General features: G+C 68.8%; 15 protein-coding genes. All 15 read left to right on the plus strand.

Annotated features, from left to right (window positions below):
- The first annotated feature begins 68 nt into the window (after nucleotides 1-68).
- On the plus strand, nucleotides 69-698 hold the full coding sequence (locus ACLJPD_RS12345; protein ID WP_410872180.1) for an NUDIX hydrolase: 630 nt from the start codon (nucleotides 69-71) through the stop codon (nucleotides 696-698).
- Between the two features lie 154 nt (nucleotides 699-852).
- On the plus strand, nucleotides 853-1,869 hold the full coding sequence (locus ACLJPD_RS12350) for an alkaline phosphatase family protein (protein WP_410872181.1): 1,017 nt from the start codon (nucleotides 853-855) through the stop codon (nucleotides 1,867-1,869).
- 171 nt (nucleotides 1,870-2,040) lie between these two features.
- Complete coding sequence (locus tag ACLJPD_RS12355; protein ID WP_410872182.1) at nucleotides 2,041-4,413, plus strand: RelA/SpoT family protein; 2,373 nt, start codon at nucleotides 2,041-2,043, stop codon at nucleotides 4,411-4,413.
- Nucleotides 4,414-4,617: 204 nt separating this feature from the next.
- Entirely contained in the window at nucleotides 4,618-6,267 is a 1,650-nt protein-coding gene (locus ACLJPD_RS12360; RefSeq protein ID WP_410872183.1) for a cutinase family protein, read from the plus strand.
- A 55-nt stretch (nucleotides 6,268-6,322) separates the two neighbouring features.
- Nucleotides 6,323-7,546, plus strand: a complete 1,224-nt coding sequence (locus ACLJPD_RS12365; protein ID WP_410872184.1) for a hypothetical protein — start codon at nucleotides 6,323-6,325, stop codon at nucleotides 7,544-7,546.
- Between the two features lie 9 nt (nucleotides 7,547-7,555).
- The gene (locus tag ACLJPD_RS12370) at nucleotides 7,556-8,410 is read left to right on the plus strand and encodes a MinD/ParA family protein (protein ID WP_410872185.1); all 855 of its coding nucleotides are present in this window, start codon (nucleotides 7,556-7,558) and stop codon (nucleotides 8,408-8,410) included.
- Complete coding sequence (locus tag ACLJPD_RS12375; protein ID WP_410872186.1) at nucleotides 8,407-9,048, plus strand: hypothetical protein; 642 nt, start codon at nucleotides 8,407-8,409, stop codon at nucleotides 9,046-9,048. The genes ACLJPD_RS12370 and ACLJPD_RS12375 overlap by 4 nt, the downstream gene beginning before the upstream one ends.
- 94 nt (nucleotides 9,049-9,142) lie before the next feature.
- Nucleotides 9,143-9,436 (plus strand): hypothetical protein, encoded by a 294-nt coding sequence (locus ACLJPD_RS12380; RefSeq protein ID WP_056815437.1) that lies wholly within the window; start codon nucleotides 9,143-9,145, stop codon nucleotides 9,434-9,436.
- Complete coding sequence (locus ACLJPD_RS12385) at nucleotides 9,436-9,690, plus strand: hypothetical protein (protein WP_410872187.1); 255 nt, start codon at nucleotides 9,436-9,438, stop codon at nucleotides 9,688-9,690. Before ACLJPD_RS12380 ends, ACLJPD_RS12385 begins: the two co-directional genes overlap by 1 nt.
- Nucleotides 9,687-10,292 carry a hypothetical protein gene (locus ACLJPD_RS12390; protein WP_410872188.1) on the plus strand — a complete coding sequence of 202 codons (606 nt, stop codon included), beginning with the start codon at nucleotides 9,687-9,689 and terminating at the stop codon, nucleotides 10,290-10,292. Before ACLJPD_RS12385 ends, ACLJPD_RS12390 begins: the two co-directional genes overlap by 4 nt.
- Nucleotides 10,289-11,104, plus strand: coding sequence for a hypothetical protein (locus ACLJPD_RS12395; RefSeq protein WP_410872189.1), 816 nt, complete (start codon nucleotides 10,289-10,291; stop codon nucleotides 11,102-11,104). The genes ACLJPD_RS12390 and ACLJPD_RS12395 overlap by 4 nt, the downstream gene beginning before the upstream one ends.
- Nucleotides 11,105-11,160: 56 nt before the next feature.
- Nucleotides 11,161-12,621, plus strand: a complete 1,461-nt coding sequence (locus ACLJPD_RS12400; RefSeq protein WP_410872190.1) for a hypothetical protein — start codon at nucleotides 11,161-11,163, stop codon at nucleotides 12,619-12,621.
- Complete coding sequence (locus ACLJPD_RS12405) at nucleotides 12,618-14,114, plus strand: SCO6880 family protein (RefSeq protein ID WP_410872191.1); 1,497 nt, start codon at nucleotides 12,618-12,620, stop codon at nucleotides 14,112-14,114. The genes ACLJPD_RS12400 and ACLJPD_RS12405 overlap by 4 nt, the downstream gene beginning before the upstream one ends.
- A 7-nt stretch (nucleotides 14,115-14,121) precedes the next feature.
- Complete coding sequence (locus ACLJPD_RS12410) at nucleotides 14,122-16,500, plus strand: hypothetical protein (protein ID WP_410872192.1); 2,379 nt, start codon at nucleotides 14,122-14,124, stop codon at nucleotides 16,498-16,500.
- Nucleotides 16,497-16,805, plus strand: coding sequence for a transposase (locus ACLJPD_RS12415; protein ID WP_056810706.1), 309 nt, complete (start codon nucleotides 16,497-16,499; stop codon nucleotides 16,803-16,805). The genes ACLJPD_RS12410 and ACLJPD_RS12415 overlap by 4 nt, the downstream gene beginning before the upstream one ends.
- Nucleotides 16,806-16,811: the final 6 nt, after the last annotated feature.

The raw sequence follows: 16,811 nt of genomic DNA on the forward strand, positions 1-16,811 counted from the left end.
CTCGAGCGTTGCGCTCTGAACAGCGCAGTGTGCTCGAGACAGCGGCCCTCGAACCAGGATGGGATGACGTGGAGCAATCCGTTGTGTCGATCGATGTGGTGACGTTGCGGTGCTGGGACGCCGACAGCGGTGTACGCCTCGGCATCGCCGCCCGTGAATTCGAGCCGTTCACCGGCGAACTCGCGCTACCCGGCGTGCTACTCGGCCGCGGCGAACGTCTCGTCGACGCCGCCCGGCGGGCCGTCCACACCAAACTCGGGGTGCCGACCGAGGCGATCGGCGCGGTCGGCCAACTCGTCACCTTCGACGAACCCCATCGTGACCCGCGCGGCCCGACCCTGGCCATCGCGATGTGGGCGGTGGTCGCCGAACACGAAGGACCCGCCGAGTGGGTGGACTTCGACGACGTCCCACCACTGGCTTTCGACCACAACCTCATCGTCGATACGAGCCGTGCGCTGCTCGCCGGACTGCTCTGGAAGGACGCGACCCTCACCCGGGCCCTGGCGGGCACCGAATTTCCCGCCACCCGCGCGGTCGACCTCAGCACCTCCCTCAACGGCGCCCGCCCCGACCCGGCCAACCTCAACCGCACGCTCGCCGCGATTCCGGGCCTGGCGCGCACCGGCGAACGGCGGCGGGTCAAGGCGACGGGGAGGCCGGCGGTCGTGTGGGCCTTCGACGCCGACGACAACTGACCCGGGGCAGCGCACAGCGGTGGCGCGAACACCGGCAAGGTGTGATTCGCGCGGTGTTCAGCGGGGCGTCCGGTGTGTGCGCAGTCGATGAAACGTCGATGAATACCGTGGTGGCGGACTCGCCGAGCGCAACGGCGTCCCTCATCGTGAGGGTATGCGCGAGATGTCGGCTCCGGCGAAAGTGCTCGCTGCGCTGGTGACCGCGTTGGTGACGATTCCGCTGGTGGGATCGGCGGCCGGGTCGGTGGCGGCGTTCGACGATGTGGGGGCGACAGTCGACGCGGCTGCCGCGTTCGGGGCTCCACGACGAGGGGTCGGCGAGGTGGTGCACAAGGTCGTCGTCATCGGGATCGATGGGCTGATGTTCGACAAGGCCGATTCGGCGCAGGCGCCGCGATTGCGGCATCTCGCCGCACAGGGACTGTTGTCGCAGGGGAGCATCGCCGGGCACATCACGATTTCCGGGCCGTCGTGGGCGAGCGCGCTGACCGGGGTGTGGGACACCGAGCACGGGATCACCGACAACGAATTCGACGCGAGCCCGTTCCTGGCACACCCGAGCGTGTTCACCCGGATCGAACGAGCCGACCCCGCCCGGCACACGGTGTCCATCGGGACCTGGCACCAGATCGCGACGATCGCCGCGACCGGTGACCGGCGCGCCGACCTCGCCCTCACCACCGCACCGGTCGCCGACGATCCCGACGAGTCGGCCACCGATGCCGCGACCGCGACCGAAGTGGTGTCGTCGATCGAGCGTTCCGGCCCCGACCTGGTGTTCACCCACCTCGACCAGGTCGACCTCGCGGGCCACCAGCACGGCGGCGCATCCCGCGCCTACCTTTCCGCGATCCGCCGGGTGGACGCACTGGTCGGCCAGATCGTCGCCGCTGTCGACCGCCGCGCGCAAGCCAATCCCCGCGAACAGTGGACGGTCCTGGTCACCACCGACCACGGCCACCTCCCGACCGGCGGCCACGGTGGCCAGACCTCCGCCGAAACCGCCAACTTCGTCATCGCCCGCGGCCCCGACTTCACCCCGGGTACCACCACCAGCGCCCACACCCTGGTCGATGTCACCCCGACCGTCCTCGACCTGCTCGCCGCGCCACCAGGGCGCCTCGACGGCCACAGCATCCGCACCCGCCCCACCCCGGCCGACGAACGCTGATCGGTCTGTCGATCTACCGCGAAAGAGTGCCGCGTTGTTGTCGAGGCACTACCGTCGCAGGCCTGTGACCCCGGTGATTCGAACACCGGGTCGGTCCGGGGACTAAAGTAATGGTCCGGGCGGTTGCAGCACTCGGCCGACAGGCCCGAATGCAGCGTGAGAGGTGGTGGCATGACTCGACATCTGGGCGAGGCGAAGGTCGGGCAGGATTCCACCGGCGCCACGCCGAGCAAAGATGCCACGGAGAAGACCCCCGAACCCGTCAAGCAGTCCCCGACAGCCGCGGTGCCGAGTTCGGCCTCGCGGCGGGTCCGTGCGCGGCTGGCTCGGCGGATGACCGGTCAACGCGGGATCGCGGCGGTCAAGCCGGTCCTCGAACCCTTGGCCACCGTCCACCGTGAGCTGTACCCGAAGGCCAATCTGGCCTTGCTCCAGCGCGCCTTCGACGTCGCCGACGAACGCCACGCCAAGCAGTTCCGCAAGTCCGGCGACCCCTACATCACCCACCCCCTCGCGGTCGCCAACATCCTCGCCGAACTCGGCATGGACACCACGACCCTGGTCGCGGCGCTGCTGCACGACACCGTCGAGGACACCGGCTATACGCTCGAGCAGCTCAAGGAAGAGTTCGGGCAGGAAGTCGCGCACCTCGTCGACGGTGTCACCAAACTCGACAAGGTCAACCTGGGCGCGGCCGCCGAGGCCGAGACCATCCGCAAGATGATCATCGCCATGGCGCGCGACCCGCGCGTGCTGGTGATCAAGGTCGCCGACCGGTTGCACAACATGCGCACCATGCGTTTCCTGCCGCCGGAGAAGCAGGCCAAGAAGGCCAAGGAAACCCTGGAGGTGATCGCGCCGCTGGCGCATCGCCTCGGCATGGCCACCGTCAAATGGGAGCTCGAGGACCTCGCCTTCGCGATCCTGCACCCCAAGAAGTACGACGAGATCGTGCGCTTGGTCGCCGACCGCGCACCCTCGCGCGACACCTACCTGGCGAAGGTGCGCGCCGAGATCACCAACACCCTGGCCGCGTCGCGGATCAACGCGATCGTCGAGGGCAGGCCCAAGCACTACTGGTCGATCTATCAGAAGATGATCGTCAAGGGCAAAGACTTCGACGACATCCATGACCTGGTCGGCATGCGCATCCTGTGCGAGGAAGTGCGCGACTGCTACGCCGCGGTCGGCGTCGTGCACTCGCTGTGGCAGCCGATGGCGGGCCGGTTCAAGGACTACATCGCGCAGCCGCGCTACGGCGTCTACCAGTCGCTGCACACCACCGTGGTCGGCCCCGACGGCAAACCACTCGAGGTGCAGATCCGCACCCAGGACATGCACCGGACCGCCGAGTTCGGCATCGCCGCGCACTGGCGGTACAAGGAGACCAAGGGCAAGCACTCCGGTGACGCCACCGAAGTCGACGACATGGCGTGGATGCGTCAGCTGCTCGACTGGCAGCGAGAAGCCGCCGACCCCGCGGAGTTCCTGGAATCACTGCGCTTCGACCTGAAGTCGCCGGAGATCTTCGTGTTCACGCCCAAGGGTGACGTGATCACGCTGCCGCAGAAGTCCACCCCGGTCGACTTCGCGTACGCGGTGCACACCGAGGTCGGGCACAAGTGCATCGGCGCCAGGGTGAACGGGCGGCTCGTCGCGCTGGAACGGCAGCTGGAGAACGGCGAAGTCATCGAGGTGTTCACCTCCAAGGCGCAGAACGCCGGACCCAGCCGTGACTGGCAGAAGTTCGTGGTCTCCCCGCGCGCCAAAGCCAAGATTCGCCAATGGTTTGCCAAGGAGCGGCGCGAGGAAGCTCTCGAAAGCGGCAAGGAGCAGATCTCCAAGGAGGTCAAGCGAGTCGGGCTGCCGTTGCAGCGGTTGATGAGCGTCGAGGCGATGAACGCGGTCGCGCACGAACTGCACTACAGCGACATCACCACCCTCTACACCGCGGTCGGCGAACACCAGGTGTCGGCGCATCACGTGGTGCAGCGGCTCATGGCCCAGCTCGGTGGCATCGGCGATGTCGAGAACGAACTGGCCGAGCGATCGACACCGTCGACCACGCCCGCCCGCCAGCGCGTCACCGGTGATGCCGGCGTGCTCATCCCGGGCGCGCCGGGCACGGTCGCGAAGCTGGCCAAGTGCTGCACCCCGGTGCCGGGTGACGAGATCCTGGGCTTCGTGACCCGCGGTGGCGCGGTGAGCGTGCACCGCACCGACTGCACCAATGCCGATTCCCTGCAGGAACAGTCGGAACGGATCATCGAGGTCGAATGGGCGCCCTCGCCCTCGTCGGTGTTCCTGGTCGCCATCCAGATCGAGGCACTCGACCGCACCCGACTGCTCTCGGATGTGACCAAGGTGCTGGCCGATGAGAAGGTCAACATCCTGTCCGCCTCGGTGACCACCCATGGCGACCGCGTCGCGATCAGCAAGTTCACCTTCGAGATGGGCGACCCCAAGCACCTGGGCCACCTGCTCAATGTGGTGCGCAATGTCGAAGGTGTCTACGACGTGTACCGGGTGACCTCCGCCGCCTGACCCCGACCACGGCCCGGGCATGCTCGCCTCGCGAGGGTGTCCGGGCCGTGGTCCGTCCGGACGGAGGATCGCCGAAAGGTTGCCGACCGCATCGGGTTTGCCGGGGGCAGTGAAAGGGCCGATTAGGGCAGCGGTTGAGATACCCGGAATCTGTTACGGTTTAGTACGTTTCAACGCTCCATTGGTCAGCGGAAACGGACTGTGATGCGGATCGATCTTGCTCGGTGCACGACACGACTCACGGGGGCGCTCATCGCGTTCACCGTTGCTTCGCTGTCGGTTACGGCGGGGGTGGCCGGCGCGGAAGACGGTACACCCACTACGCCGTCGACCCAGGTAACTATCGCGGCGTGTCCGGCACTGTACGCCTTGGGGATTCAGGGCACGGGCGAGTCGTCACCCGACGCGGCGCCGAGCACCGACACCGGGATGCTGTCGACGGTGTTCCGCCCGATGCTGGCCGGTGCCGCCGACGCGGGCCTCGTAGATCGTGCGTACGTGCCCTACGAGGCGGGTTTCGGCGGTGCGGTGCAAGGCGGTGCGGTGCCGTACACGGAATCGGTCGCCGGCGGTCTGGAACGACTCCGCTCGATGGCGACGCAGGTGGCGCAGCGCTGCCCGGATACCCGGATCGCGGTCGTCGGGTATTCCCAAGGCGCCCATGTCGCCTCGCTGTTCGCACAGGAGGTGGGCGCGGGCACCGGCGTCTTGTCCGCGGACAAGGTCGCCGCGGTGGCGTTGTTCGCCGACCCGACCCGCGGCGAGAACGCACCCCTGTTCCCCGGCGCGCCCGACCGGACCGCGCCACTCGCGGCACCGGGCACCGTCGGCGCGGCACTGGCCGGCATCGGCGACGTCCGCCAAGGCGTCGCGCCCGGCGGTGGTCTCGGACCGCAAAGTGATCAGACCGGCGACTTCGGCAAACTCACCGGCCGTGTCGCAAGCTTCTGCGCCACAGGCGATCTCGCGTGCGACGCCCCGCAGGGCGCGCCGATCGTGCGGGCCGTCACCAATCTCATGAGCCAGTCGAAGCTCTCCGGCGGCGACCCGATCGGTTCGCTCACCTCGATCGCGCAGGCGCTGGCCTTCACGTCGATCAGAACCGCCACCGCGGTCGTCGAGGAGGATCTCTCCGGCAGCGCGCTCGCCGAGGTGTCGGTCTCGCCGAAGAAGTCGATCTCGCAGCGCCTGTCCGACGCCTCCGACCCGAGCAGCACGCTCGATGTGAACGCCGCCTATCGAGCGCTGCTGAAGGTGGGCATGATCGGTCTCAACGCCGTCGCCACCGTGGTGAAGACGGTGATCAACCCGGCGAGCATCAGCGAATTGGCCACGGCCACATTGTCGAATCCGCTGGCCGGGCTGACGCTGCTCGGCACGAAACTGGCAGGCGCGGTTCCACAACTGGTGCCACCGACCACCGGGGTGCGGCTGGTCAACGAGGCGTTCACCGCGATCCAGCAGAACGTGACCGACAACGCCGAACTCCTCGACATCACCACCTGGGTGCGCTACTGGAACACGCTGCAACGCCATGACGCCTACTCGCGCATGGGCGTCGGCGCGAACGGCGCCTCACCCACCCAGTACGTCGGGGCGTGGTTCGCCGCTCTCGCCCGCGATGTGGCCGGTGTTTCCGGGAAGGGAACGGTACCGGTCGGCGGGTCCGACTCGCGTGGTATGGGAATTTTCCCGAGCCCGACCGGCGCGTCTAAGACCACCGCACCCTCCGGTGGGGGACAATTTCCCTTCGGGACAGGAGCCGATGGCGCCTCATCCGGCGGCGCGACGACTCCGCCTGCCGCGACACCCGTAACCACCGCACCCACCACCCGTCCGTTCTCTGTGAACTGATCACCGAGAGGTCTTCGATGCGAACTGTGCCCGGCGCCGTGGAAAGGGGGGAATGTTGAAGTCGTACAACGAATTGTCGCGCTGGTACTCGGCGCTGGAGCCCGAGACCGATGCCGGTGCCCCCGCACGCCCGGGCACCACCGAACCGGTGGCGGGCGACGACGACAGCGTCGACCGACATCCGAAGAGTTCCGAGCCCGCCCCGACCGCCGAGCCGACACCGGTTCAAGCCGTGGCAGGGGATCGTCAGCCGGACGACGCCGTCAAGCCGTTCAGCCTGAATCTCGACCACCAGCCGAAGGTTGTCGGCGACACACACGGCCGGAATGTCGAGCCTCGGTCGAACGTCGTCGAGGAACCGGACAGTGGTGTTGTCGAACCTCGGCCGGACGCCGTCGACGACTACGGCCGGCACATCGAGCACCCGTCGAATGCGAAGGTCGACTCGTCCGCCCGGTCCACCGAGTTCGATGACGCGACAACCGAATCCGCGGATCGGGATGCGGCCGAGTACGGGAAGCGGTCCCACCCGGTCGAACCCGATCCGGTGCCACCGCCCGCGCAACTGGCCGGACGCCGCAGTGACTTCACCGGTGGCTGGTCGGACTGGGTCGCCGACTCGGCCCCCGGCCCCGACGACGACTACGACGCCGAACTCGTCCAGTTCCCCTGGCGCGACGCCGCCGCCGACGAATACGACGACGCCCGGGTGCTGGAACCCTCCGGTGCTCTGCGCGCGAACCGGAAACGGCAGCGCACCTGGATGGTCCTCGCGATCGCGGTCCTCGTGCTCGTGATCGCCGCGACCGGTGTGTTCTTCCTGCTGTTCGGACGCGGCGGCGCCGACACCGCCCGCCACGCCGCCCCACCGCTGCATTTCACCGCGGGCAACCTGACCGCCGACACCGCGGGCTCCTGTCCGACCGAACGCACTGACATCGTGGTGCGCAGCGCGGAAGCGGGTGGCACCGACTCGGGCCCGGACGCCGTGCTCGCCTTCCAGTACGCCTACTACGTGACCCGATCGGGGGCGCAGGCCAGGGCGGTGGTCGCCCCCGACGCCGATGTCTCGCCGGCCGCCGTGATCCAGCGCGGTATCGACACGATCCCGGTGGGGACCACCCACTGCGTGCGGATCACCACGATCGCGGCCGACCGGTTCACGGTGGAGGTCACCGAGTTCCGGCCCGCGGGCGCACCGGCCACCTACACCAAGCAATCGGTGCGGACCGCGCTGGTCGGCGATCGCACGCTCATCACGGGCATCGCGGCAGGGTAAGGAGAGGCGATGACAGACGACTGGAGCCGTTGGCTCGACGAGGCCCCCGAGGGGGACCCGTCCGATGACCTGGCGCGCGATCCGGCTCCGGTGGTGCGGTTGCGGCGGCGCAACGGCGAGCGCCGCGACGGCACCCGAAGGCCGATCCTGGTGGTCGGCGGCTGCGGCGGCGCCGGCACGACAACGACCGTGCTCGGGCTGGCCGCCCAACTGGTCATCGCGGGTGCGACGACCGTGGCGGTCGACGCGACCGCCGCGGGCAGCGATATCGCCCTGCGCGGTGCCGACAAACACCTGCACCCGGTGAACCTGCAGTCCTGGGTCTACGGCCGCGGCGACGACGAGCCCGCGCCGCTGGAGGACTGCCTTTCCCGCTCCACCTCCGGTTTCGGACTGCTCTGGCGTGACGCGACCCCGCTGCGCAGACGGGCGACATTCCTCACTGTCGCGCGCGCGCTCGACAGCGGTGGGTACACAGCGGTGTACGACGGCGGTAACCCGATTGCCGGACGGCAACTGCGTCCCCTGCTAGACGACGCCGATATCGCCCTCGTCCTTGCCATTCCGGCCCGCGTCGACGCCGCCAACCGGCTGCGCGTCACCCTGGAATGGCTCGACGACCACTACGGCGACGACGGCGCCGGTGTGGTCGCCGACACCACCATTGTTGTCTCGCACCAGTATTCGCACGACGACTCGCGCGTAGCGGAGCATTTGCGCGAACACCTGTCGGGCTGGGTGCGCGAGGTCGTCGAGATCCCCTACGATCCGCATCTCGCGCGCGGGGAACTCGTCCGCCACGCCGAGCTGGCCGAGGCGACGCGTTCGGCGTATGCGAGCTTGCTAGCCGGGGTGGCATCATGACGGCAGCCATGAATCTTCGTCGTCGTCGTGAACCGGACGCCCCCGCCGGTGTAGTTGCGCCGCCAGAATCGCTGCGCGCCAAGATCTGGGAGCGTCCGGTGCCGGGAGTCGGCCGGGCGCCGCTGGTGTGGTTGCTCGGCGTGCACGGTGGCGCGGGCGCGACCACGCTGTCGCACGTGCTCGCTCCCGCCGCCGACGCGCGCGGGCGCTGGCCCGGTGTGTTCGACCGCGAATCCCCCTTTGTCGTCCTGGTCGCCAGGGAAACGATCTCCGGGCTCACCCGCGCGCACGACCTGCTGCGCCAGCACCACGCCGGGCTCGCGGGTCCGGCACTGGTACTCGGCCTGATCACCGTCGCCGCGCGCCCCGGCCGGATGCCACCGGAGATCCGGCGCTACCGCGAGGTGGTCGGCTCACTGGCCGGGCACGTCTGGCAGGTGCCGTGGATCGAGGAATGGACTCTGGTGGAGTCCGATGTGCTTCCGGTGTGGTCGCCGGGCGACGAGGTGACGGTCAAGAAACGCCGTCCCGACCCGCTCGACGAAGTGCCGGTCGAAATCGGTGACCTCGGTACCGAGGTGGTCGCCGCGATCCGGACGAGTCTGGGCGCAGCCGCGCCGGACGAGGGTCGATCGTGAACGCCGAGCGGGTCGCCGGTCGGTGGTGTACAAACGTGTGTCGTCGTCGGAGTGTTTGTGGCACAACACCTTTACAGTGGGAGAAAGGCACCTGATGAGCATGCTCCTCCTCGCCGTGCAGGACACGTACGGCACCGTGCTGGCCCAGGTCGGTAATCCGACCCCGGAGGCTCCTCCCGGCTCGGAGAAGATCCTGCAGCTCGTGCGGTACCTCACCTGGTTCGTGCTGCTGTCGGGCATCTGCGGCATCACCTACGCGGGCGGCAAGTTCGCGTGGGAGCGCTGGACCGGTGGTGGTCTCGAGTCGCCGAAGATGGTGGCCGGCGCCATGATCGGTGGCGTCGTGGCGACCAGCGCGGGCACGATCATGAGTGCGGTCATCGGTTAGTGATCACTGTGCTCGCCTACAAACAGATCCCGGCCGAAGTGTTGGCGCCGATGATGCAGTTGCTCAACTGGCTGCTCTGGTTCGTCCTGCTGTCGTGCCTGGCCTGGATGATCCTGGCGGCGGGTCGATTGTGGATCGCGTTCCGCAGCGACCTTGCGGTCAACGACGCCACACACGGCGTCCTGATGAGCTTGATCGGTGCCTCGGTCGCCAGTACGGCGTCCGCGATCGCGCTGGCCTTCCTGCCCGCATGAATTCCACAGTGACACGACCGGTCGCGGTCGGTATCGCGTTGCTCGCGGCAGCCGTCGGCTGCGGTGGCGGCGATACCGGCCCCGCGCTGGCAGCCGCACCGACCGGGGTGGGCTGGCAGGACTATCAGGGCATTTCCCTGCCGCACACCGACCAGGGGCCGACAACGGTGAGCCAGGGCGCCGCGACGGGGTTCGAGCATTCCCCGCGTGGGGCCGGGCTGGCGGCGCTGACCCACACCATCCGGCTGTCGGTGGCACCGGACAGTCAGTGGGCCCAGGTGGTGAACGCCGAACTCGTCCCTGGACCGGCGCGTGACGAGTGGGCGATCAACCGGGTTCAGCTGTCGATCACCGGACCCGCCACTGCGGAGTACGCGCCGAAATTGTTGGGTTACAAAATTACCGAATATCGTGACGAGGTAACGACAGTCGACGTCTACACCGAATACTCCGACCGGTCACGGGCGGTGAACCACACCACGGTCAGCTGGTACGGCGGAGACTGGCGACTGCAGTTACCCGATCCGCGCTCGCTCGACCGACCGGTCGACCCGATCGACGAATTACCGCAGGACATCGTGACATTGGAGGCACCGCAGTGAGCGAGAAGGAGGCTGGCACGCGCGACCGCGCGTCCTTCGGCGTGATCGCCTCCGGTGCCCTGCTCGCCCTGATCATGGTCGTCGGCGCGGTCGTGTACTTCACCCGCGACGGCGACAGTGCGGTCGACAACGCGCCACCGCCCGCTCAGGCCGCGGGCGGAACGGGTTTCGCCGAACCCGATGTCGACCTGCTCGGCAGGCGGGTCGACATTCCGAACAACCCGGCGGGCCAGCCGCTGGCCCAGGAACCGGGTACGCAACGTACCCCCGCGGACCCGGATTGGCTGACCGGCGCGCCGGAGGGCACCAAGAAGCCGCACGGCTGGCAGCGTGTCTACGGCGCGTCGGTGCCGTTCTCCACCTCCGACGGGCCGTCGCGGATCGAGGACGGACTCGCCGTCGGCTACGCGCGCACACCGCAGGGCGCCGCGTTGGCCGCCGCGCAGATCACCTATCGGCTCAACGCCCGGCCTGCCGACCGCGACCTGTACGTGACGCAATTGCGGGTCAGCACCGCACAATTGGCCGCCTACGACTCCGCGCTGTCGGGAGACCGGCTGCCCGCACAGCAGCCGGAGCGGGTGACCAGATACTTCGTGGCCTCCGACGCGTTCAAGATCGACGACTTCGCCGACGACCTGGCCATCGTGCGACTGGCCTCGCGCGGCCCGGTGATCGACGGCAAGCAGTTGTATGCCGCCATGCGGATGATCGTGGTGTGGGACGCCGGTGACTGGCGGCTCAAACCGTCGACGACAGCAAATGCCCAGACCGAATACGTGGAATCGCTGGCGGGGTGGACGACATGGTGATCGAGGTACAGCACAGCCCGGATCGACTCCGCGCGGACCATCGAGGGGTGCCAACAATGCTGAGACGGATCGTCACCATTTTCGCGGTGATCTTCACCGTCATGCTCGCGACACCGACGGTGGCGATGGGCCAGACCTACGGCTTCGACGAGGCGTGCAATGAACTGCACGACACCCTCGACGGCGTCGCGATCCCCGGCGTCTCGCTCGGCGACGCGGCCTCGGCGGTCTGCAAGGCGGGCAATGCCGCCTCCCATCCCGACCAAGCGGCCACCGCGGTCAAGGACAAGGCGTGGGACTCCACCTTCGGCAAGGTGGTCGACTCGCTGATGAAGGGCCTCGGCGAGGCGCTGATCCTGGCGTTGACCTTCTGGATGAAGGTGCCCAACGAGGCGGTGAGCGACTCGGGGGCACTGTTCACCAAGATCAACGACTACACCTATCAGATCCAGATATTGCTGTTGATCGCCTCGGTGATCATCACCGGCGGCCGATTGGCCGAGGCCAGACGCGGGGCGGCCGTGAGCGAGGCCGCCGAATCGTTCCGCCTGTTCGCCAGGGTGGTGTTCAGCTCGTGGATGCTGGGGGCGGTGATCGTGGCAGGCACGCGGGCCTCGGACGCGTTCTCCGAGTGGATCATCACCGACGCCACCGGCGGCAATGCCAAGAACATGGCCGAGTTGATGGTGAAAACCAGCAAGTTGCAGGCTTTTTCGCCGGGTTTGGTCCTGATCATCGCGATCGTCGGCCTGCTCGGCGCGCTCGCCCAGATCGTGCTGGCCATCGTCCGGCAAGGCCTGCTGGTGGTCGCCGCCGGCGTGCTGCCGCTGGCCGCTGCCGCCTCGGCGACCGGGACCGGTAAACAGTCGTATCAGAAACTGGTCGGCTGGATCATCGCGTTCATGTTGTTCAAACCGGTAGCCGCGATCGTGTACATGATCGCGTTCACCACCGCGGGCCACGTCGACGAGACCACCGAGTCCGGCGGGTTGCCCAGCGGCGAGGACGCGCAGCGGATGCTGGTCGCACTGGTGCTGCTGTGCAGTGTGGCGTTCGTGTTGCCCGCGTTGATGCGCCTGGTGGCGCCCGCGGTCGCCACGGTCGGCACCGGCGGTTCGGGTCTGATGATGGCCGGTGGTGTGGCGGTCGGCGCGATGGGCCTCGGTGCGATCGGCACCAAGGCCGTCGCCTCCCGGCCGGTGGCGGCGCCCGGCTCGGCAGGCTACTTCGGTAGTGGCGGTGCGGGTCCGCGGCAGGGCGGGCCCGCCGGCGGGGGCCCTCGTGGCGGTGCGCCGCGACCGGTACCACCGCCGCGCGGTGGCGGCGGGGGCGGTGGTGGTGCCGCGCCCGCGACGACCAGTTCGGGTTCGGTGCCCCCCGGGGCGGCCCGCAATGTGGTCGCCGCGCGGGCCGCGGCGGGCAGCGCTACGCGCGCGGACCAATCGATGGGCGACGTCGCCGGTGACCGCTGGTCGAATCGTTCACCCGACCTCGGCAGGAGCACGATTCCGCGATGACGACCTCGGTGACCGACACCTACGAGCGCCGCTCCTACGGGCTGTGGCAGAAACCGCGCAGCGCGGGCCTTTTCGGCCTGCGGTGGGAAGAGACCGTGATCGGTTTCGTCGTGGTGATCACGGCACTGATCTGCGCGATGGTCGGTGGATTCAAATGGGGCTTCATCGTCGGCGGGCTCGGCGCGCTGGTGATGGTGCCCCTGGTGTGGCGGACGGGGGGCCGTTCGGGCTATGAGACGGGACTGATGATGTTCAACTGGAGGCGCTCGCGCAACAACGGCGAGCACGTGTATCGCGGTGGCCGGTTCTCCCGGATCCCCGGCGGTGTCACGAAACTGCCGGGACTGCTCGCCCCGTCGAAGCTCTACGAAGGCATCGACGCCGGTGGCTATCACTTCGGGATGATCCATCTGCCCGCGTTCGCGCAGTACACGGTGGTGTTGCGGGCCTGGCCGCAGGGGCACGAGGCGGTGGACCAGCCGGTGATCGATCGCTGGGTCGCGGCCTGGGGCACCTTCCTCGCCTCGGTCGGGCAGACCAGCGACATCGTCGCGGTGGTGCCGGTGATCGACACGGTGCCCGAGACCGGAAACCGGTTGCTCAACGAGGTGTCGACGATCACCCGCCCCGAAGCCCCCGAACTGGCTCAGCAGGTGATGTACGAGCTGGCGACCGAATTGCCGCAGGAGCGTGTGCAATTGCTGCCGCGGGTGGCGATCACGTTCAAGGCGACCACCGCCGAACGACGCAAGAACCCGGCCGAGGAAGCGGTGGAGATCGGGCGCAGGCTGCCGGGAATCTGCGCGGCGCTGGCCGAGGCGGGCGTGCGGGCGCAGCCGATGTCGGCCGAGGAGGTCATCTCCTTCATCCGCCGCAGCTACGACCCGGCCTCGCAGGCCGATCTCGAGGTGGCCGCGGCCGATCCCGGCGGGCACGGACTGGGCTGGGACGACGCGGGCCCGGTGTCCTACGACGAGAAGTGGGATCACCTGATCCACGACGGTGGACGCTCGGTGACCTGGGAGATGGACGCGGCGCCCGAGGGCGCGGTGGACGAGCGGGTGCTGCAGCGACTGCTCGCGCCCAATCCCGAAGTGCCACGCAAGCGCATCGCGATCGTCTACCGGCCGCACTCGGCCGCCGACGCCGCCGAAATCGTCGACGACGACTTCAAGAACGCGCTCGTCGCGCAGCAGAGCGAACGCGGTGTGGTCTCGGCGGCGGCGACGCTGCGAGTCGGCGCCACCCAGCAGGCACGCGAGGAACAGGCGCGCGGACACGGTGTGACCCGGTTCGGCGCGCTGGTCACCATCACCGAGCCGCTGCGCGGTGACCTGCCCCGCATCGAGGCCATCACCCGCGATCTCTCGACGCAAGCCCGGCTCAAGATCCGGCGCTGCTACCGCTACCAGTCCGCGGCGTTCGCGGCATCTCTCGGTTGCGGCGTGATCCTGCCCGAGCACGCAACCATTCCGAAGGCATTGGCGGGGTGAGGCGATCATGGGACGCGACTACGAACCCCCGGTGCGCGACCGCGACGACGTCGCGTTGCGCCCGGTACACCGGCCGCCGCGCATCCGCGGCGAACGCGAGCCACGGCCCGCGGGGAGCGCGCCGCGCGTGAGCGAGGACGTGCTCGGCCTCGACGAGCGCACCGAACGCGACGAGCGGGACTCGCCGCGGGGATCACGCACGACCGAGGAACGTCCGCCGGGCGAGCGCAGGTCAGCTGAGCAACCGCGGGCCGACCGAGGCCGCCCGACGCGTCCGCGCGGGGAGGAACCGCGCAGACCGCGGGAGGAGGAACCGCGCAGGCCGCGGGAGGACGATGCCGGTCGCGGTCGTTCCCGTGGCGAAGAAGCGCGCGGTCGCGGTGACGGGTCGCGAGCAGCCGGGCGCGACGGTGCGGGGGAGCGGCGTGTTCGGCGCCCGCATGCCGAGGCCGAACGGACCGCCAGGGCGCGTGCCGAACGCGGGCTGCGCGACGAGGACCACGGCCCACGCCTGGAACACCAACGACCGCAGGGTGATCCGCGTCGACGCCCGAAGCAGGCCGAACCCAAGCTGACGAAGAAGAAGCCGAGGCCCGCGAAGGCTGTTCGCCCGATCCGGCCCGACGAGGCTGCCGACCGTGCGATGGGTTCGGGTCGGTCCGTGAAAACGACCAAGCCGGACCGGCGTTCGCAGTCCGGCCCCTCGCTGCTCGACGACGCCGCCCGCGCCCGCTACGAGATGATCGCCCGCGAGCAGTCGGGCCTGCGTGCGGCCTGGGCGACCTTCCGCATCCACACCGACGACATGCGCCGCAACAACGCCCAGGCCCGCTCCGAGGCCGTCGTGAAGGACGGATTCGACCGCACGACCGCCGAATTGACCGACCGCGGGTATTCGGGCGCGGGCGGCGGCAAGATGAACGTGGTCGGCCGCCCGGTCGAGTACCGGGCCACCACCGCACAGGTCGCGGGTCTGTGGCCGTGGTCGGTCGGTGCGGGCGCACCGCTGATCGGCACCCCGCTCGGTTCGCATCTGCACACCGGCGCCCCGGTCTGCTTCGATCCGATGAACTGGTTCATGCGCGGCAGCTTCATCACCGCGCCCAGCCTGTTCGTGCTCGGCCTCAACGGTTTCGGCAAGTCCTCGCTGGTGCGCCGGATCGTGCTCGGCGGCATCGCCCAGGGCATCACCCCGCTGATCCTGGCCGACGTGAAACCCGACTACCGCAAGATGGTCGAACTCGTCGGCGGCCAGGTGATCGACCTCGGCTACGGGCACGGCAAATTGAATCCGCTGGCGGCGGGCGTGCTCGGTTCGGTCGTGCCGCGGCTGCAGGACAATCCGGCACTGCAACGTCAGGTGCTGCAGGACCTGCGGGCCCGGCAGGTGACGCTGATCGCGGGCTTGGTGGAACTGGTTCGTGGCGCTCGCGTGGCCGACTACGAGGAAACGCTGATCGCCACCGCGCTGCGCCTCCTCTACCAGCCGGGTGGATTCACCCCCGACAAACCGCCGATCATGGAAAACCTGCTCGAGGTGATCGTCGGCGGCGGCGCCGAGATGATGCTCGACGCGGGCGCCGACAACATCGACGAATACCAGAACGCGATCAAGGGTCTGCGCCGGTCACTGCGCGCGCTCACCCAGGGCCCGTTCGGCGCGATCTTCAACGGCCAGACCAGCGTTCCCATCGACACCAGCGCCGTTGCGGTGTGCATCGACGTCTCGCACATCCCCAGCGGCGACAAGAAGCTCAAGGCGGCGGTCATGCTCGCCTGCTGGGCAGACGGTTTCGCCTCCGTCGAAGCCGCGCACGTGCTCGCCGACGCCGACCTCGGTCCCCAGCGCTACTTCCAGGTGGTGATGGACGAGCTGTGGCAGGTGCTCGGCCTCGGCGACTTCATGGTCGACCGCGTCGACGAACTGACCCGACTGCAGCGCGGTCTGGCCACCGCCCTGATCATGATCAGCCACACCATCAAGGACCTGCAGGCGCTGGGTTCGGACGCCGCGATCGCCAAGGCTATCGGGTTCCTGGAACGCGCACGCGCCAAGATCTTCGGCGCGCTACCCGCCGAGGAGATCAGCAGGCTCGACTCCACGGTGCCGTTCACCTCGGCCGAGCAGGAGATGGTGACCAGTTGGTCGGCGCCACAGGCACTCACCGGTGAGGCGCTCAAGCCCGGTCAGCAGCGGCCGTCACCGCCCGGTACCGGCAAGTTCCTGTTGAAGGTCGGCGAGGATCGCAGGCCCGGTATTCCTTTCCACATGGAGTTCACGGTGACGGAACGAGAAAGCGGAATCCACGACACGAATCAGCGCTTCAGCGAGTTCGGCGACAATCCTCGTGGCACGCCGGACTATTCGAACGGGAGTGAGCAATGATGCCGCACCGGTCCTACCGCCGGGTTTCGCCGGAGGTCCGCAACGCCGCCGTCGCCCAGGTGGTGGCGCTGACCGACAAACTGCGCAGCGAATCGGAGGCGTGCCGGATGGTCGCCGAACAGATCGGCGTGCACGCCAATTCGGTGCGCAACTGGGTCCGCGCGACCCAGGACCCGAGCCTGGACCGGATGGACGCCACCGCGCTCCGCCGCAAAGTGGCGCTGCTGCAACAACAGTTGGCCGCCGCCGCGGAGATGAACCGCACGCTCGCCGACACGCTCAACGAGTCCCGGCGCCGCACATGAACTCTG

The organism is Nocardia sp. A7 (genome assembly GCF_046549215.1).
GTDB lineage: Bacteria > Actinomycetota > Actinomycetes > Mycobacteriales > Mycobacteriaceae > Nocardia.